We start from the raw sequence: 17,942 nt of genomic DNA, 5'->3' as shown, positions 1-17,942 counted from the left end.
CCGAATCGACCTCGTACCAGTCCGCCACAACAATAAAAGCCGGCCTGGCCGGTGCAGGAGGGTTCATGTCAGTCCCAGTCCGCCACCTCATCGCGGGAGCCTTCGTCGAAGGTCTCGGCGCCCAGCGCATCCCGGTCAGCAATCCCCTCGACAACAGCACCCTGGCGGAGATCGCCTGCGCCAGCGCGGAGCAGGTCGAGCAGGCGGTGGCCAGTGCCCGCGAAACCTTCGCCAGCTGGAAGGAAACCCCGGTTTCCGAGCGCGCGCGGGTGATGCTGCGTTACCAGGCGTTGCTCAAGGAACACCACGACGAACTGGCGAAGATCGTCTCCAGCGAGCTGGGCAAGACTTTCGAGGACGCCAAGGGCGACGTCTGGCGCGGTATCGAGGTGGTCGAGCACGCCTGCAACGTGCCCTCGCTGCTGATGGGCGAGACGGTGGAGAACGTCGCCCGCAACATCGACACCTACAGCATCACCCAGCCGCTGGGCGTGTGCGTTGGCATCACCCCGTTCAACTTCCCGGCGATGATCCCGCTGTGGATGTTCCCGCTGGCCATCGCCTGCGGCAACGCCTTCATCCTCAAGCCTTCCGAGCAGGTGCCGCTGACCAGCGTGCGGCTCGCCGAGCTGTTCCTCGAGGCCGGTGCGCCGAAGGGCGTGCTGCAGGTGGTGCATGGCGGCAAGGAACAGGTCGACCAGTTGCTCAAGCACCCGCAGGTGAAGGCGGTGTCCTTCGTCGGCTCGGTCGCCGTCGGCCAGTACGTCTACCACACCGGCACCGCGCACAATAAGCGCGTGCAGAGCTTCGCCGGGGCGAAGAACCACATGGTGATCATGCCCGACGCGGACAAGGCACAGGTCATCAGCAACCTGGTCGGTGCCTCGGTGGGCGCGGCCGGGCAGCGCTGCATGGCGATCTCGGTGGCGGTGCTGGTGGGGGCCGCCCGCGAGTGGATTCCGGAAATCCGCGACGCGCTGGCCAAGGTCCGCCCCGGCCCATGGGACGACAGCGGCGCCAGCTACGGCCCGGTGATCAACCCGCAGGCCAAGGCGCGCATCGAGCGCCTGATCGGCCAGGGCGTGGAGGAGGGCGCGCAACTGCTGCTGGATGGCCGCGGCTACAAGGTCGAGGGATACCCGGACGGCAACTGGGTCGGCCCGACGCTGTTCGCCGGGGTGCGCCCGGACATGGCGATCTACCGCGAAGAGGTGTTCGGCCCGGTGCTCTGCCTGGCCGAGGTCGACAGCCTGGAGCAGGCGATCCGCCTGATCAACGAAAGCCCCTACGGCAACGGCACCTCGATCTTCACCAGCTCCGGCGCCGCGGCGCGGACCTTCCAGCACCACATCGAGGTCGGCCAGGTGGGCATCAACATCCCGATTCCGGTACCGCTGCCGTTCTTCTCCTTCACCGGTTGGAAGGGCTCGTTCTACGGCGACCTGCACGCCTACGGCAAGCAGGGCGTGCGCTTCTACACCGAGACCAAGACCGTGACCGCGCGCTGGTTCGACAGCGACAGCGTGGCCGGGACCAACTTCTCGATCCAGATGCGCTGAAAGGGAGACGGACCGATGACCGACATCGCATTCCTCGGCCTGGGCAACATGGGTGGGCCGATGGCCGCCAACCTGCTCAAGGCTGGCCACCGGGTGAATGTCTTCGACTTGCAGCCCAAGGCCGTGCTGAGCCTGGTCGAGCAGGGCGCGCAGGGCGCCGATAGCGCCTTGCAGTGCTGCGAAGGCGCCGAAGTGGTGATCAGCATGCTGCCGGCCGGGCAGCACGTGGAAAGCCTGTATCTCGGCGCCGACGGCCTGCTCGCGCGGGTCGCCGGCAAGCCCCTGCTGATCGACTGCTCGACCATCGCCCCGGAGACCGCGCGCAAGGTCGCCGAGGCCGCCGCGGCGAAGGGCCTGACCCTGCTCGACGCGCCGGTTTCCGGCGGCGTCGGCGGCGCCCGCGCCGGCACCCTGAGCTTCATCGTCGGCGGCCCCGCCGAAGGCTTCGCGCGGGCCCGGCCGATCCTCGAGAACATGGGCCGGAACATCTTCCACGCCGGCGATCACGGCGCCGGCCAGGTGGCGAAGATCTGCAACAACATGCTCCTCGGCATCCTCATGGCCGGCACCGCCGAGGCCCTGGCGCTGGGGGTGAAGAACGGCCTCGACCCGGCGGTGCTGTCCGAGGTGATGAAGCAGAGTTCCGGTGGCAACTGGGCGCTGAACCTCTACAACCCCTGGCCCGGGGTGATGCCGCAGGCGCCGGCGAGCAACGGCTATGCCGGCGGTTTCCAGGTGCGCCTGATGAACAAGGACCTCGGCCTGGCGCTGGCCAACGCCCAGGCGGTGCAGGCCTCGACGCCGCTCGGCGCGCTGGCGCGCAACCTGTTCAGCCTGCACGCCCAGGCCGATGCCGAGCACGAGGGGCTGGACTTCTCCAGCATCCAGAAGCTCTACCGCGGCAAGGACTGACCTCTACGACCAAAGGTTGATGGCGGGTGCCCGGCGCCCGCCCATACTCCAAGGCTCACTCACTGCTTCATCCCTAATAAGAACAATCAGAGGGCTGGAACATGACGTACCTGCAGCAGCACGCCCGCTCGATCGCCGAGCCGGCCGCGTTCTGGGCCGAACAGGCCCGTTCCCTGGCCTGGTACCAGGCGCCCGCGAACATCCTCGAAAGCCTGCCCGACGGCACCCATCGCTGGTTCGCCGATGGCCGTCTGAACAGCGCCTACCTGGCCCTCGACCGGCAGATCGAGGAGGGGCGCGGCGAACAGACCGCGCTGATCTACGACTCGCCGGTGACCGGTACCCAGGACCGCTACAGCTACCTGCGGCTGCGCGACGAAGTGGCGCGCCTGGCCGGCGCCCTGCGGGCCCTCGGGGTCGGCAAGGGCGACCGGGTGATCATCTACATGCCGATGGTGCCGCAGGCGGCCATGGCGATGCTCGCCTGCGCGCGCCTGGGCGCGGTGCATTCGGTGGTGTTCGGTGGCTTCGCTCCCTACGAGCTGGCCCTGCGCATCGACGACGCCACGCCGAAGCTGGTGCTCACCGCTTCCTGCGGGCTGGAGTTCGATCGGGTGATCGAATACAAGCCGCTGGTGGACAAGGCCCTCGAACTGGCGATCCACCAGCCTGCCCACGTCATGGTCTGGCAACGCCCGCAGGCGCCCGCGCGCCTGCACCCGGGCCGCGACCTGGACTGGCAGGACTGCCTCGCCGCCGCCGAGCTGGCCGATCCGCTGCCGGTGGCCAGCGGCGATCCGCTGTACATCATGTACACCTCGGGCACCACCGGTAAGCCCAAGGGTATCGTCCGCGACAACGGTGGCCACGCGGTCGCGGTGCGCTACGCGGTCCGCACTATCTACGGCATGCAGGCCGGCGACGTCTGGTGGGGGATCTCCGACGTCGGCTGGGTGGTCGGCCACTCGCTGATCGTCTACGGCCCGCTGATGTGCGGCTGTACCACGGTGTTCTACGAAGGCAAGCCGGTGCGCACGCCGGACGCCGGCGCCTACTGGCGGGTGATCGAAGAGCACAGGGTGAACAGCCTGTTCTGCGCGCCGACGGCGATCCGCGCGATCCGCAAGGAAGACCCGCATGGCGAACGGGTGAAGCGCTACGACCTGGGTTCGCTGCGCCACCTGTTCCTGGCCGGCGAGAAGCTCGACAGCAGCACCCAGCACTGGCTGGAGGAGCACACCGGGCGGCCGGTCCACGACCATTGGTGGCAGACCGAGACCGGCTGGCCGGTGACCGCGCCCTGCATCGGGATCGCCGGCCACGACCTGCGGGCCGGCTCGACCAACCGCGCGGTGCCCGGCTACCACGTGCAGGTGCTGGACGACGAAGGCCGGCCGCTGGGTGCGAACCGCCAGGGCGCGATCGTCATCGCCCTGCCGTTGCCGCCGGGCTGCGCGCAGACCCTCTGGGGCGACCACCCGCGCTACCTGCAGGCCTACCTGGGCAACTATCCCGGCTACTACCACACCGGCGACGGCGGTTATCTCGACGAGGACGGCTTCGTCTACATCATGGGGCGCACCGACGACGTGATAAACGTTTCCGGGCATCGCCTCTCCACCGGCGAGATGGAGGAACGCGTGGCGCAGCACCAGGCGGTTGCCGAGTGCGCGGTGATCGGCGTGCGGGACGAACTCAAGGGCCACGTGCCGCTGGGCCTGGTGGTGCTCAAGGACGATGCCGGGATCGCCGCCGAGCAACTGCAGCGCGAGCTGGTGGCGCTGGTCCGCGAACAGATCGGCGCGCTGGCCTGCTTCCAGCGGGTGGTGGTGGTCAAGCGGCTGCCGAAGACCCGCTCCGGGAAGATCCTCCGCGCGGTGCTGCGCAAGATCGCCGATGGCGAGGACTACGCGGCGCCATCGACCATCGACGACCCGACGATCCTTGGCGAGATCGAGGCTGCGCTGAGGGTGCGCAAGGCGGGATAGCAAAGGCCAGGGGCACGGCGGTAGGGTGGAAAACGCCGCGCCCCGTGGTCCTGCCGTTCAGAACCCTTCGAGAACGATCTTGCCCTTGGCCCGGCCGCTCTCCAGCAGCGCGTGGGCGCGGCGCAGGTTGGCCGCGTCGATGCGGCCGAAATGCTCGCCGACGGTGGTCTTCAACACGCCTTCGTCGATCAGCCCGGCGACCCGCTCCAGCAGCCGGTGCTGCTCGATCATGTCGTCGGTCTGGAACATCGAGCGGGTGTACATGAACTCCCAGTGCAGCGACAGGCTCTTCTGCTTCAGCTTGCCGATGTCCAGCGACGCCGGGTCGTCGATCAGCGCCAGGCGGCCTTGCGGGCGCAGCGCGGCGACGATCTGTTCGAGGTGCTGGTCGGTGTGGGTCAGGCTGGCGACGTGGCTGACCTCGGCGACACCGATCCGCTTCAGCTCTTCGGCCAGCGGCTTGCCGTGGTCGATCACATGGTGCGCGCCGAGGTCGCGGACCCAGGCCTGGGTCTCTGCGCGCGAAGCGGTGCCGATCACGTTCAGGCCGGTCAGTTGCCGGGCCAGTTGGACCAGGATCGAACCGACCCCGCCGGCGGCACCGACCACCAGCAGGCTCTGGCCCTGGTCGGCCTTGCCTTCGGCGATCTGCAAGCGCTCGAAGAGCAGTTCCCAGGCAGTGATGGTGGTCAGCGGCAGGGCCGCGGCCTGGGCGAAGTCGAGGCTTTTCGGCAGGTGCCCGGCAATGCGCTCGTCGACCCGATGCAGCTCGCTGTTGCTACCGGGGCGGGTGATGTCCCCGGCGTACCAGACCCGATCGCCAGGACGGAACAGGCTGACCTCGCTGCCGACCGCGCGCACCACGCCCGCCGCGTCCCAGCCCAGCACCTTGGCCTGGCCGGCTTCCGGCTGGGCGCGCTGGCGGACCTTGGTATCCACCGGGTTGACCGAGATGGCGCGGACCTCCACCAGCAGGTCGCGCGGGCCCGGCGTGGGCTCGGGCAGTTCGAGGTCGAGCAGGGCGTCGGGATGGTCGATGGGCAGGGATTGGTAGTAACCGACAGCTTTCATGGGAACTCCGGGAAACGGGCCTCAGGCGAGGCGATAGAGTTGGTCGATCTTCACGTTCTGCAGCAGGGCTTCGTTGCCGCGGCTGAAGCGCAGGAAGTGTTCGGTGTTCTGGTGCCGCTCCAGGGCGGCGTCGTCGCGCCACTGCTCGATCATGTAGAACAGGTGGGAGTCGTGGCGGTCCTGGTGCAGGTCGTACTGCAGGCAACCAGCCTCGGCGCGCGACGGGGCGACCAGGGCGCGCAATTCGCGTTCCAGGGCCTCGGCGTGGCCGGGGGCGGCGGTGATGGTGGCGATCAGGGTGAGGGGTGTGCTCATGGTGGGTTCCTTCGATGGGGCGGAGTCAGGATGGGCTATTTCAAATCGCTGAAAAACAGGCTATCAGGGAAGACTCTTTCAAAGGAATCTTGAAAATGCTGCGTTACGACGACCTCCAGGTGTTCGTCCACACCAGCGACAGCGGCTCGTTGTCCGCCGCCGCGCGCCAGTTGGAGATTTCCCCGGCGGTGGCCAGCGCGGCGCTGAAGCGCCTGGAAAGCGAGCTGGAGGTACGCCTGTTCGCCCGCTCCACCCGCAGCCTGCGCCTGACTCCCGAGGGCGACGCGTTCCTCCTGCATGCCCGCGCCTCGTTGCGCAGCCTGGAGGAGGGGCGCCGGTTGCTGCAGGGCGGCAAGGACCAGATCGCCGGGGTACTGCAGCTTTCCGCGCCCTCCGACTTCGGCCGCAACCTGCTGCTGCCATGGCTCGACGAGTTCCAGGCGCGCTATCCGCAACTGAGCCTGCGCCTGCTGCTCGGCGACCGGGTGACCGATCTCTACCGGCAACCGGTGGACGTGGCGATCCGCTACGGCGCACCGGCCGACTCCAGCCTGGTCGCCCTGCCGCTGGCGCCGGACAACCGGCGAGTGCTCTGCGCCGCGCCGGGCTACCTGGCGGAGCGCGGCGAGCCGCGCCAGCCGGACGACCTGCGCGAGCACAATTGCCTGCTCTACCAACTCGGCGGCCGGGTACACGACCGCTGGGCGTTCCAGCGGGGCCGCCGCAGCCTGACCCTGACGGTCGCCGGCGACCGGGTCTGCGACGACGCCGACGTGGTGCGGCGCTGGGCCCTGGCCGGCAAGGGGCTGGTCTACAAGTCCTGGCTGGACGTGGCCGAGGACGTGCGCGCCGGGCGCCTGCGCCTGCTGCTGCCGGAGTGGCAGGGCGAAGCGACGCCGATGAACCTCTTGTGTACCCACCGCGCCCAGTTGACCCGTCCGGTGACCCTCTTGCGCGCGTTCGTGCGCGAGCGTTGCGACGCATTGCTGGCGGAGGCTCCATGGACGAGGAACTGAACCGGGCGGCGAGCCTGGCCATCGAGCTGGCGGACGTGGACAGCGCCGCGCGCTTGCACGAGGGGAAACCGCAGAATTCGGAAAAATCCTACGCTAAGGTTTCTGTGAGCCTGAGAATATGCTCTTCAATGAGTCAGCCTGGGGCGCAAGCCGAAACCGCCGAAAACTCTGCAAGCCAATTAAATGGACTCGTCAGGGCTAGAGTCAGTAGCGTCCAGAAAAATAAGGAAAGTCTCTCAAAAAACAAGCCCCGTCGGAACGGGGCTTGTTGGTGGCTAATTAGCCAGCCTTGAAGCCAGGGAGGCCGTTGGCGGCACGCCACTCTTTGACTTCTTTCACTATGCCTTCGGGCGTTTCAAAGCCAGGTTTCGGATGGAAAATTACCCCACTCTTTCGTGGGTGAGAAGTAACTTCCTCGAAGTGCTTGACCAGTTTGTCCATTCTCTTTTCTAGCTCACTACCCTTTAGTCCTGATTTGTTCTTGAAGAACTCTTCAATGATCTCCAGGAACTCACTTTCAGTATAATCGGCAAGGTTATTTTTAATATCCATTATTATTTCTCCTTACGTTTAAATTTCAGTTCTTTATGAATTTCGCTGTGGCGTTTCGGAGTGACGATAACAAGATTTTCTGTATTGTAAAGAGCGCCGCCGCTTTCCAGAGGGACTACATGGTGAATCTCAAACTTTTCTTTGCTACCCAGATGCTCCTCTGGCACAGCATAAGGAGCAAGGCCCTGACTGACAAAGTACCTATTACTGGGGGAGAGGTTTTCGAGAACTGATGGGTCTTTGCTAACGGCCATCCAAAACTGCTCCCGAAAGTCTCGCCAACTCTTGAATTCCTTGCCGCGCAACTGATCGGCGATTTGGCTCGGAATCGGTACTCCGTTACCCTGTGAGGCGCCGGCCAGCCAGTTCCCAGTGACCGGCTGGCCATTACCGGTAGCAACGCCGGGCTCATCCCGCGGATCCCGATAAACAATATAGAGTGGCGGAATACCGCTGTCTTCCGGGTAGACGTAGATCCCGTCGTTGAACTCCCGTTGTTCGAGTTCTGGATAGGACTCGATCTGCGGTTCCTTCGGAATCAGCAGTGTGCCGGGCATGATCAGCGGGCCATGGGGCACTGCGGGTGTCGAAGACGACGGATCGATCTGGCCAGGTGGAGTATCCGGGGTGACTAGGATGGTGCCGCCGCCAGGGCCGGTAGTCGTGTATTTGTAGGTCCCCGAGGCGGAGTCCAGAGTCAGCGCCCTGACGGGGACCGCCGCACTACCCGGCTCGGTGGGTACGGCGATGATTTGAATCGACCCATCGACATTGAGGGTTTTCAGCCGGTAAGGTAGGTCCACCGTTCCTTTGGCGGCGGCAATGGCTTGCCAGTCAACCGCCAGGGGCGGAGACAGTTCCGCAACCGGAATGGCAAAGGAGGCCTGCCGTTCACCATTGTTCAGTTTCGGCCAGAAGGAACTGACCGCCATAGTGGCGATGACAGCGGCTACCTGACCCAACATTGCACCAGGGGGCTTGCGAGCCACCGAAAGCAAATCCACTGCGGTCTTGAGAGTCCTGGAAACGCTGGCGGCACCACCCCCTGCCGGGGCCAGAGGTTTGGGCGCTACCGGTACGCCGACGCCTGGAAAACTAGGGAAGGTGGGGAAGTCGGGAAAAGTAGGAACCAACGCGCCAAGATCCCTCCTTGGCTGGTCGGGAATTTTCGGGTCACGCCGGTCAGGGATTGAAACACTGCTGACATCGACCGGGCGCGCCGTGATGCCTCCTTGTCCAGTACCCGTATCAACATCCCGACCGGAACCGCCCGTTGCTCCAGTTTCTCCTCCAGAGGTCACACGGGTTCCGGTATGGGTGAGTGCGTCATCGACCCGAGAGCCGGCATCGACTGCGGGAGGTGTAGTGACGGTGGGGTTGCTGATTATGTCCTGTTCTTCCAGACGCTTGTAGATTTCCTCGATGCGCTTGGCCTCACTTTCCGATACGACAATGGCCTGAAGCCGCGCATTGATTTCGTCTTGACGCTTTTTCTCCGCCTCTGCGACTCGCTTGGCCTCTGCTTCGGCCAAGCGTTGCAGTTCGGCTTGTTGCTGAGCCTCGGCCTGGCGACGAGCCTCTTCGGCCTGCCGTCGGGCTTCAGCTTGACGTTGCTCTTGCGCTAAGCGCTCCGCTTCCGTCTGCCGGGCGGCCTCTGCGGCGCGCTGTGCGTCCTCCAGCCGCTGAAGCCGGGTCAGTTCGGCGACCTTGCCATCCAGGGCGGAGGAGCGGCTATTGAGGACGCTGATTTCCGCTTCGATCAAGCGGATCTTTTGTGCGGCTGAATAAGACTTCGACCAGTTGTCGAAACTAAAATCTTTATCTTCGCGGCGGCCGTAGATTTCATTCATTACATTGACATAATTGACCGTGAGAGGGTCATAGCCAAAGAATGCATTTGCAATGGTTCGTGCGTCAGCCAGTTCCTTCTGTTTGGACGCAAGCAGTTCCACCGCCGCGGCCTTTTCAGCAGTGGCCATCTGCAAGGGTGTCGCCCCGGTAGGATTTAATTTTTCCTTTTTCTGGCTAGCAAGATACGCCAGTTCGCCATCGACAATCGATCCCACATTGGCCAAGGCAGTGTTCGTGGATTTTTTGATCTCTTCCTGTACACCACGAATCATGATCGCAGCGGGGACTTGAGACCTTTCATATTGGTATCGCTTGATAAGATCCTTGATTTTCGCCCCTTCAGGAAGATCAAATTTATTTATGCCGGGACGGGCGATATAGGTAAGGTATGGGATAGGGGTGGGTGGCGGAGGTGTGTAGAAAGAGTACTGACCAGTAGCGGTTGCTACTGTGGTCATGCTTCCAAGGTCAAAAACGTCGCTCATGATATTTTCCTTAAGAATCCCCGTAAAGAGAACTTGCTTTTACTACCTGCCTGGTAGGCAATTGGGATTCTTCGGGTTTGCTGCGGAGCATTAAAGATAGTGACCATGAATAAGCTTTAATGCACGAGCGATACACGAAAATAAACTACAATATCTCCTCTTGCTGTCGCAGTAGCCGTGTATTCGCTTTCATCGTTACCGAGTTAGCTTGGCGCTGCCGCATCCTAAGTTCTCGCGATGTCAAATTGGGCTACGCCCTAACTGGGCGTCAGAGCGGCTGGGCAATGTCAGGGTAGGGTTTATCCATGCATTTTCTGACGCCTCGCCTGCTACCTCTAGGGCCTCACTGGCAGGCTGCACGCTTAGCGTACGATCTTGTCTTTGCTAGCTATCGTCCCCCACGAGCGCCTGTGCGAGGCCCTGGCGCTGCAGCAATGGTAAGGGCGCAACTGGGATGTTTAACTCCTGCGCGACGCTTGATCAGTCCCAGCCGAACAGCTCGGCGGCGTTGCGGCTGCTGCTCGCCGCCAGTTCCTCGGCGTCGACCCCGCGCAGCTCGGCGAGGGCGCGGCAGATGTCCGGCAGGTGCTCCGGACTGTTGCGCTGGCCGGGATGCATCGATGGCGCCATGTCCGGCGCATCGGTTTCCAGCACGATGGCCTCGGCCGGCAGCTCCGCCGCCACCTTGCGCAGGCGGTTGGCCTGCGGCCAGGTCGGCGCGCCGCCGAGGCCGAGGCGGAAGCCGAGCTTGAGGTACTCGCGGGCTTCCTCGCGGCTGCCGGCGAAGGCATGGATGATGCCACGGCGCTCCAGGCGGATGCGCTTGAGGGTGGCGATGGTCGCCGCGTGGGCGCGGCGCACGTGGATCAGCGCCGGCAGGCGGAATTCCGCGGCCAGCCGCAGTTGGGCCTCGAACAGCGCCTGCTGGGCGTCGCGGTCGAGGTGTTCCAGGTAGTAGTCCAGGCCGATCTCGCCGACCGCGCAGAGCTTCGTCTCGCCGCGCAGGCGTTGCAGCCACTGGCGCAGGTCGTCCAGGTGCTGCGGGCGGTGCCGCGCCAGGTAGACGGGGTGCAGGCCGAGCGCCGCGTACAGGCCATCCTCGGCCTGCGCCAGGTCCCAGACCCGTTGCCAGTTCTCGCGGTAGACGCCGAGCACCACCTGGCGCTCGACCCCCAGCGCGCGGCTGCGTTGCAGCAGCGCGGCGCGGTCGGCGTCGAAGTCCGGGAAGTCGAGGTGGTTGTGGGTGTCGACCAGGCGCATGGCGGCCGGCTCAGTCGCGCAGCTTGAGTTGCCGGGGGACGGCGTGCAGGCCCGGCCGGTAGTCGTTCTCCTCGACCGCGCGGAGCGCCAGTTCGAGGGCGTTGGCGGCGATCAGCGCGTGCTGCTGGTAGATCGAGTTGACCTTCAGCGGCACGAAGTCGAGCAACTGGGTGTCGCCGAAGGTCGCCACCCGCAAGCCTTCGGGCCAACCGTCGGCGCGCGCCTGGAACACATCGAAGACGCCTTCGAGGAGTACATAGGCAGTGGTCACCAGGGCGTCGGGCAGGTAGCCCAGGCGCTCGAGCAATTGCTCCATCAGGCGGCGTCCGCACTCGCGGCTGAACACCTCGGCATGCTCGACGATGACCTCGCCGCGGAAGTCCTTCAGCGCCTGGCGGAAGCCGGCGGCGCGGTCGTGGCTGATGATCAGGTCCGCCCGCGCGCCGAGCAGGGCGATATGGCGCGGCGCCGGTTGCAACAGGGTTTCGGTGAGGCGGCGCGCGGCGTCCTGGTCGTCGCTGATCACCGAGGCGAAGCGCTGCGGGTCGAGCTGGCGGTCGATGGCCACCACCGGCAGGCCTTCGGCGACCAGCCGGGCATGGGTATCATCCCCGGCCGGCAGGCAACTGGCGACGATCAGCGCGTCGCAGCGGCGCGCGCGGAACAGGTTGACCACCTGGCGCTCGGTCTCCGGCTCGTCGTCGGAGCAGGCGATCAGCAACTGGTAGCCGCGCGCCCGGGCGCCTTGTTCGAGTTGCTTGGCGAGGCGGGCGTAGCTGGGGTTTTCCAGGTCCGGGAGGATGAAGCCGAGGGTGCGGGTCTGCCCGCGGCGCAGGCCGGCGGCCTGCTGGTCCGGCTGGTAGCCGTGTTCCTCGACCACGGCAAGCACGCGCTCGACGGTGGCGGCGCTGATGCGCCGCTGGGCGGCCTTGCCATTGATGACGTAGCTGGCGGTGGTCACCGAGACCCCGGCCAGGCGGGCGATATCACTGAGTTTCAAACCGATCTCTACTGGAGGCGACGACAAGTTGGGCTTCAAGGATCAATCATTATCGGGTAACGTGCCAATTTAATTAAGTGAATCGATTCAGCAAAAGATTCCGGCGAAGCCGGCGCCCCCTGCCCCAGGCTGCCTCGCGCAGCCCGAACGCGGCGCCGCCTACGCTATGGCAGGTCAATGACAACAAGCGGATCACCGCCCCAGGCTGTACGGAAGGCTCCCGCGAGCCGCTTTCCGCTACCGCCGGCACATTCCGCGCCCGCGCCTCGGCGCGGCGGGACGATCCGGACGTGAGACGGGGAGCCGTTCGCTCCTGAGGAGGTTTCCATGCTCGAACTCGATACCCGGCAGATCCGCATGGGCCAGCGCGCCGCGGACAAGGCCGAAGCCCTGCGCCTGCTCGGCGCGGCGCTGGTCGCCGACGGCCTGGCCGCGCCCGGCTATGCCGAGGGCCTGAAGGCGCGCGAGGCACAAGGCTCCACCTACCTCGGCCAGGGCATCGCCATACCCCATGGGACCCCGGATACCCGCGAGCTGGTCTTCAGCACCGGTGTGCGCCTGCTGCAATTCCCCGAGGGAGTGGACTGGGGCGATGGCCAGCAGGTCTACCTGGCCATCGGCATCGCGGCGAAGTCCGACGAACACCTGCAGCTCCTGCAATTGCTCACCCGCGCCCTCGGCGAGGCCGACCTGGGACCGGCCCTGAGCGCGGCCGCCAGCGCCGAGGAAGTCCTCGGCCTGTTGCAGGGCGCGCCGCAGGAACTGGCGCTGGACGCACAACTGGTCGGCCTCGGCCAGAACGCCGAGGACCTCGACGAACTGGCCTGGCTCGGCGCGCGCCTGTTGAAGAAGGCCGGCTGCGTGGAGAACGGCTTCGCCGCCGTGCTCCAGCAGACCGAACCGTTGCCGCTGGGCGACGGGCTGTGCTGGTTGCACAGCGAACAATTGGTGAAGCGCCCCGGGCTGGCCTTCGTCACTCCGGCGCAACCGTTGCAGCACCAGGGGCAACTGGTCACCGGGCTGTTCTGCCTGGCCAGCCTGGGCGAAGCGCACCAGGCGCTGCTCGAACGCCTGTGCGACCTGTTGCTGGAAGGGCGTGGCGCCGAGCTGGTGCGCGCCACCAGCAGCCGCAGCGTACTCGCGGCGCTCGGTGGCGAGCTGCCGCCGGACTGGCCCAGCGCGCGAGCGGTCCTGGCCAACCCGCATGGCCTGCATGCCCGCCCGGCGCAGGCGCTGGCGCAGCTGGCCAAGGGTTTCGCCGGCGAGATCCGGGTACGCCTGGCCGACAGCGAGGCGGCCCCCGTCTCGGCGAAGAGCCTGAGCAAGCTGCTCGCCCTCGGCGCGCGACGCGGCCAGACGCTGGAGTTCAGCGCCGAGCCGGCGATCGCCGAGGACGCGCTGCCAGCCTTGCTGGCCGCGGTGCGCGAGGGGCTCGGCGAGGAGGTCGAAGCGCTGGCGGAGGAGGCCTTGCCCGATGCCGTCGGCGAGGCGGAAGAGGATGCCCGGCCGGCGCCGCTGCGCGCCGGCGAGCGCCTGCAGGCGATCGCCGCGTCGCCGGGCATCGCCAGTGGTCCGGCGCATGTCCAGGTGGCGCAGCGCTTCGAGTTCCAGCCGCGTGGCGAGTCGCCGGCCCATGAACGCGAGCGCCTGCTGCGGGCCAAGCGGGCGGTGGACGAGGAGATCGTCGGCCTGGTCGAACGCAGCACGGTGAAGGCGATCCGCGAGATTTTCGTCACCCACCGGGAGATGCTCGACGATCCGGAACTGGCCGAGCAGGTGCAACTGCGCCTGAATCGCGGCGAAAGCGCCGAAGCGGCCTGGAGTCGGGTGGTGGAAGACAGCGCGGCGCAACAGGAGGCGCTGCACGACGCGCTGCTCGCCGAGCGCGCCGCCGACCTCCGCGACCTCGGCCGGCGGGTGCTGGCCAGGCTCTGCGGGGTGGAGGCGCCGCGCGAGCCGGAGCAGCCGTACATCCTGGTGATGGACGAGGTCGGCCCCTCCGATGTCGCCCGCCTCGACGCCCAGCGGGTCGCCGGCATCCTCACGGCGCGCGGCGGCGCCACTTCGCACAGCGCGATCATCGCCCGCGCCCTCGGCATTCCGGCATTGGTCGGCGCCGGCGCGGCGGTGCTCGGCCTGGAGCCTGGCACGGCACTGCTGCTGGATGGCGAGCACGGCTGGCTGCAGGTGGCGCCGAGCACCGAACAGTTGCAGCAGGCCGCCGCCGAGCGCGACGCCCGCCAGCAGCGCCAGGCCCGCGCCGACGCGCAGCGGCTGGAGCCTGCGCGGACCCGCGATGGCCACGCGGTGGAAGTCTGCGCCAACCTTGGCGACACCGCCGGCGCCGCGCGCGCGGTGGAGCTGGGCGCCGAGGGCGTTGGCCTGCTGCGCACCGAGTTCGTCTTCATGAACAACGCCCGCGCGCCGGACCTGGCGACCCAGGAAGCGGAATACCGTCGGGTGCTCGACGCCCTCGACGGACGTCCGCTGGTGGCGCGGACCCTGGATGTCGGCGGGGACAAGCCGCTGCCGTACTGGCCGATTCCCCACGAAGAGAATCCCTATCTGGGCCTGCGCGGTATCCGCTTGACCCTGCAGCGACCGCAGATACTCGAGACCCAGTTGCGCGCGCTGTTCCGCGCCGCCGGGGAGCGGCCGCTGCGGGTGATGTTCCCGATGGTCGGCAGCCTCGACGAATGGCGCCAGGCGCGTGACCTGGCGCTGCGCCTGCGCGAGGAAATCCCGCTGGCCGACCTGCAACTGGGGATCATGGTCGAGGTGCCCTCGGCGGCGTTGCTCGCGCCGGTGCTGGCCCGCGAGGTGGACTTCTTCAGCGTCGGCACCAACGACCTGACCCAGTACACCCTGGCTATCGATCGCGGCCACCCGAGTCTTTCGGCCCAGGCCGACGGCCTGCATCCGGCGGTGCTGCAACTGATCGACATGACCGTCCGCGCCGCCCATGCCGAGGGCAAGTGGGTCGGCGTCTGCGGCGAACTGGCGGCCGACCCGCTGGCGTTGCCGCTGCTGGTCGGCCTGGGAGTGGACGAGCTGAGCGTCTCGGCGCGCAGCATCGCCCTGGTCAAGGCCGGCGTGCGCGAACTGCAGCTGGTCGCTGCGCGCGGCCTGGCCCGCAAAGCCCTGGGCCTGGCGAGCGCCGCCGAGGTCCGGGCCCTGGTGGAAGCGGAGGTGCAGTAATGGCGCGGATCCTGACGATTACCCTGAACCCGGCGCTGGACCTCACCGTGCGCCTGCGCCAGCTGGAACTGGGGGCGGTTAACCGCAGCGAGGCGGTGCTGACCCAGGCCGCCGGCAAGGGTCTGAACGTCGCCCAGGTGCTTGCCGACCTCGGCCATCGGTTGACGGTCAGCGGCTTCCTCGGCGAAGACAACCAGCCGCCGTTCACCGCCATGTTCCAGCGTCGTGGCTTCGCCGATGCGTTCGTCCGGGTGCCGGGCGAAACCCGCAGCAACATCAAGCTGGCCGAGCGCGGCGGGCGCGTCAGCGACCTCAACGGGCCGGGCCCGGAGGCCGACGAGCGAGCCCAGGCGGCGTTGCTCGAACGCCTCGACCGGCTTGCCGGGGAGCACGAGCTGGCGGTGGTCGCCGGCAGCCTGCCGCGCGGGGTCGAGCCGGAATGGCTGGGCGAACTGCTGCGGCGCTTGCGGCGCCTCGGCCTGAAGGTCGCCTTCGACAGCAGTGGCGCGGCCCTGCGCGAAGGTGTGAAGGCTGCGCCGTGGATGATCAAGCCGAACGTCGAGGAACTGGCCGATCTCTGCTCGGCGCCGATGGATGACCTGGTCGCACAGCGCCAGGCGGCCGAACGTCTGCGCCATGATGGGGTAGGCCAGGTGGTGATTTCCCAGGGCGCCGCGGGGGTCAACTGGTTCGCCGCCGAGGGTGCCTGGCAGGCGCGGCCGCCGGCGGTGGAAGTGGCCAGCACGGTGGGCGCCGGCGATTCCCTGCTGGCCGGCATGCTGCACGGGCTGGCCAGCGGCTGGCCGGCCGAGCGGGTGCTGCGTCAGGCCACCGCCATCGCCAGCCTGGCGGTAACCCAGTTCGAGTTCGGCATCGGCGATCCGCAGCGCCTGGCGCGGATCGAAGCGGGCGTCGTGGTGCAGCCATTGGTCGAGGAGGCCTGAGATGAAACTAGCGATCGTCACCGCCTGCCCTGGCGGACAGGTCACCAGCGTGCTCGCCGCGCGCCTGCTGCGGGGCGCCGCCGAGCGCCTGGGCTGGGAAACCTGCGTCGAGGCGAATGCCGGGTCGAGGCCCGAGGGCGAACTGAGCGCCGAACAGATCGCCGAAGCCGACTGGGTCCTGCTGGTCGGCGTCGAGCCGCTGGCGGCGGCGCGTTTCGTCGGCAAGCCGGTGTATCGCGCGCGTCCCGCCGAGGCGCTGGCCGATCCGCGCGCCTTCCTCCAGCGGGCCGCCGCCCTGGCGAGCGTGGAGGTCGCCGGGGACGAGGCCGGCCTGGTTGCGCCGGAGGCCGGAGCGGCACCGCGGATCGTCGCGGTGACCGCCTGTCCGACCGGCGTGGCGCACACCTTCATGGCCGCCGAGGCGTTGCAGCTCGCGGCGGGGCAACTGGGCTTCGCGTTGCAGGTCGAGACCCAGGGCTCGGTCGGCGCGCGCAACCCGCTCGACCCGGCGGACATCGCCGCCGCCGACGTGGTCCTGCTGGCCGCCGACATCGACGTGGACACGGCCCGTTTCGCCGGCAAGAAGATCTACCGTTGCGGCACCGGCGTGGCCCTCAAGCAGGCCCGCGCGACGCTCGAGCGGGCGCTGGCGGAAGGGCAGGTCGAGAGCGCGGGCGCAGCCAGCGCGGTGGTCGCCAGGGACGAGAAGCGCGGGGTGTACAAGCACCTGCTGACCGGGGTGTCGTTCATGTTGCCGATGGTGGTCGCGGGCGGCCTGCTGATCGCCCTGTCGCTGGCCTTCGGCATCGATGCCTACAAGCAGCCGGGCAGCCTGGCGGCGGTGCTGAGGACGGTCGGCGACACGGCTTTCGTCCTGATGGTGCCGATGCTCGCCGGCTACATCGCCTATTCCATCGCCGACCGCCCGGGCCTGGCGCCGGGCATGCTCGGCGGCCTGCTCGCCGGGACCCTCGGCGCCGGGTTCATCGGCGGGATAGTCGCCGGCTTCATCGCCGGCTATGCGGCGCGGGCCATCAGCCACGGGCTGAGGCTGCCGGCGAGCCTGGAAGCGCTGAAGCCGATCCTGGTCATCCCGTTGCTGGCCAGCCTGGTCACCGGCCTGCTGATGCTCTACGTGGTCGGCAAGCCGGTGGCCGGGATGCTCGCGGCACTGACCGGGTTCCTCGACGGCATGGGTACCTCCAATGCCATCCTCCTCGGCCTGCTGCTCGGCGGGATGATGTGCGTCGACCTCGGCGGACCGGTCAACAAGGCCGCCTACGCCTTTTCCGTCGGCCTGCTCTCGTCGCACAGCTACGCGCCGATGGCAGCGGTGATGGCGGCGGGCATGGTGCCGCCGATCGGCATGGGCCTGGCGACCCTGCTGGCGCGGCGCAAGTTCGCCGAGAGCGAGCGGCAGGCCGGCAAGGCAGCCTCGGTGCTGGGGCTGTGCTTCATCTCCGAAGGCGCCATCCCGTTCGCCGCCAAGGACCCGTTGCGGGTGATCCCGGCGAGCATCGCCGGCGGCGCGCTGACCGGCGCCCTGTCGATGTATTTCGGCTGCAAGTTGCAGGCGCCTCACGGCGGGTTGTTCGTGATGCTGGTGCCCAACGCGATCAACCACGCCCTGGCGTACCTGCTGGCGATCGTCGCCGGCAGCCTGCTTACCGGGCTGCTCTACGCCGTGCTCAAGCGCGGCGCCGAGCCGGGACTGGCGTTGGGGACCTCGTCCTCGCGGGAGCCGGCGGCTGGCGGATAGCCGCGAGGCGGTCATGCGCCCTACGCCACCTG

Annotated in this window: 14 protein-coding genes; 8 read left to right on the top strand and 6 right to left on the bottom strand. The window is 67.4% G+C overall.

The window, feature by feature from the left end; genetic code table 11:
* Nucleotides 1-65 precede the first annotated feature (65 nt).
* The 3 genes from mmsA to JHD77_RS13050 all read left to right on the top strand — a co-directional run bounded on the left by mmsA (nt 66) and on the right by JHD77_RS13050 (nt 4,459).
* Nucleotides 66-1,559, top strand: a complete 1,494-nt coding sequence (gene mmsA, locus JHD77_RS13060) for a CoA-acylating methylmalonate-semialdehyde dehydrogenase (protein ID WP_003104350.1) — start codon at nt 66-68, stop codon at nt 1,557-1,559.
* Nucleotides 1,560-1,574: 15 nt separating this feature from the next.
* Nucleotides 1,575-2,471 (top strand): 3-hydroxyisobutyrate dehydrogenase, encoded by an 897-nt coding sequence (gene mmsB / locus JHD77_RS13055; protein ID WP_023088117.1) that lies wholly within the window; start codon nt 1,575-1,577, stop codon nt 2,469-2,471.
* Nucleotides 2,472-2,572: 101 nt separating this feature from the next.
* Entirely contained in the window at nt 2,573-4,459 is a 1,887-nt protein-coding gene (locus tag JHD77_RS13050; RefSeq protein ID WP_191519410.1) for a propionyl-CoA synthetase, read from the top strand.
* Nucleotides 4,460-4,516: 57 nt separating this feature from the next.
* Here JHD77_RS13050 and JHD77_RS13045 read toward each other — a convergent pair whose 3' ends face one another.
* Together JHD77_RS13045 and JHD77_RS13040 are read right to left on the bottom strand one after the other, a co-directional pair.
* A complete protein-coding gene (locus JHD77_RS13045; protein ID WP_003104356.1) occupies nt 4,517-5,530 on the bottom strand; it encodes a zinc-binding alcohol dehydrogenase family protein in 1,014 nt (337 codons plus the stop codon).
* Nucleotides 5,531-5,551: 21 nt separating this feature from the next.
* Nucleotides 5,552-5,845 carry a putative quinol monooxygenase gene (locus JHD77_RS13040; RefSeq protein ID WP_003104358.1) on the bottom strand — a complete coding sequence of 98 codons (294 nt, stop codon included), beginning with the start codon at nt 5,843-5,845 and terminating at the stop codon, nt 5,552-5,554.
* Between the two features lie 95 nt (nt 5,846-5,940).
* Here JHD77_RS13040 and JHD77_RS13035 point away from each other — a divergent pair, with 95 nt between their 5' ends.
* Both JHD77_RS13035 and JHD77_RS13030 read left to right on the top strand, forming a co-directional pair.
* The gene (locus JHD77_RS13035; protein ID WP_003092132.1) at nt 5,941-6,861 is read left to right on the top strand and encodes a LysR family transcriptional regulator; all 921 of its coding nucleotides are present in this window, start codon (nt 5,941-5,943) and stop codon (nt 6,859-6,861) included.
* Complete coding sequence (locus tag JHD77_RS13030; protein ID WP_020750605.1) at nt 6,846-7,154, top strand: hypothetical protein; 309 nt, start codon at nt 6,846-6,848, stop codon at nt 7,152-7,154. Before JHD77_RS13035 ends, JHD77_RS13030 begins: the two co-directional genes overlap by 16 nt.
* On the opposite strand, the gene JHD77_RS13025 is transcribed toward JHD77_RS13030, so the two are convergent.
* The 4 genes from JHD77_RS13025 to cra all read right to left on the bottom strand — a co-directional run bounded on the left by JHD77_RS13025 (nt 7,141) and on the right by cra (nt 12,009).
* Nucleotides 7,141-7,413, bottom strand: a complete 273-nt coding sequence (locus tag JHD77_RS13025; protein ID WP_003104361.1) for a bacteriocin immunity protein — start codon at nt 7,411-7,413, stop codon at nt 7,141-7,143. The two genes, JHD77_RS13030 and JHD77_RS13025, sit on opposite strands and share 14 nt — an antisense overlap.
* A gap of 2 nt (nt 7,414-7,415) precedes the next feature.
* Nucleotides 7,416-9,749: an S-type pyocin domain-containing protein gene (locus JHD77_RS13020; RefSeq protein WP_191519411.1), complete on the bottom strand. Its 2,334-nt coding sequence runs from the start codon at nt 9,747-9,749 to the stop codon at nt 7,416-7,418.
* 480 nt (nt 9,750-10,229) lie between these two features.
* Nucleotides 10,230-11,009 (bottom strand): TatD family hydrolase, encoded by a 780-nt coding sequence (locus tag JHD77_RS13015; protein ID WP_003104370.1) that lies wholly within the window; start codon nt 11,007-11,009, stop codon nt 10,230-10,232.
* Between the two features lie 10 nt (nt 11,010-11,019).
* Nucleotides 11,020-12,009 (bottom strand): catabolite repressor/activator, encoded by a 990-nt coding sequence (gene cra, locus JHD77_RS13010; RefSeq protein WP_003104372.1) that lies wholly within the window; start codon nt 12,007-12,009, stop codon nt 11,020-11,022.
* Between the two features lie 327 nt (nt 12,010-12,336).
* Here cra and ptsP point away from each other — a divergent pair, with 327 nt between their 5' ends.
* From ptsP to JHD77_RS12995, 3 genes are read left to right on the top strand one after another with little or no spacing between them, the layout of a single operon-like run.
* Entirely contained in the window at nt 12,337-15,207 is a 2,871-nt protein-coding gene (gene ptsP / locus JHD77_RS13005; RefSeq protein ID WP_003119534.1) for a phosphoenolpyruvate--protein phosphotransferase, read from the top strand.
* Nucleotides 15,207-16,151 carry a 1-phosphofructokinase gene (gene pfkB, locus JHD77_RS13000; protein WP_003112874.1) on the top strand — a complete coding sequence of 315 codons (945 nt, stop codon included), beginning with the start codon at nt 15,207-15,209 and terminating at the stop codon, nt 16,149-16,151. Before ptsP ends, pfkB begins: the two co-directional genes overlap by 1 nt.
* Before the next feature lies 1 nt (nt 16,152).
* Nucleotides 16,153-17,910, top strand: coding sequence for a PTS fructose-like transporter subunit IIB (locus tag JHD77_RS12995; RefSeq protein ID WP_003107161.1), 1,758 nt, complete (start codon nt 16,153-16,155; stop codon nt 17,908-17,910).
* The last annotated feature ends 32 nt before the right edge of the window (nt 17,911-17,942 follow it).

Source organism: Pseudomonas sp. P20, from assembly GCF_016463925.1.
Lineage (GTDB): Bacteria > Pseudomonadota > Gammaproteobacteria > Pseudomonadales > Pseudomonadaceae > Pseudomonas > Pseudomonas aeruginosa.
The sequence above is the reverse complement of the archived record's forward strand: the minus strand, read 5'-3'. Positions and strand labels throughout refer to the sequence as shown.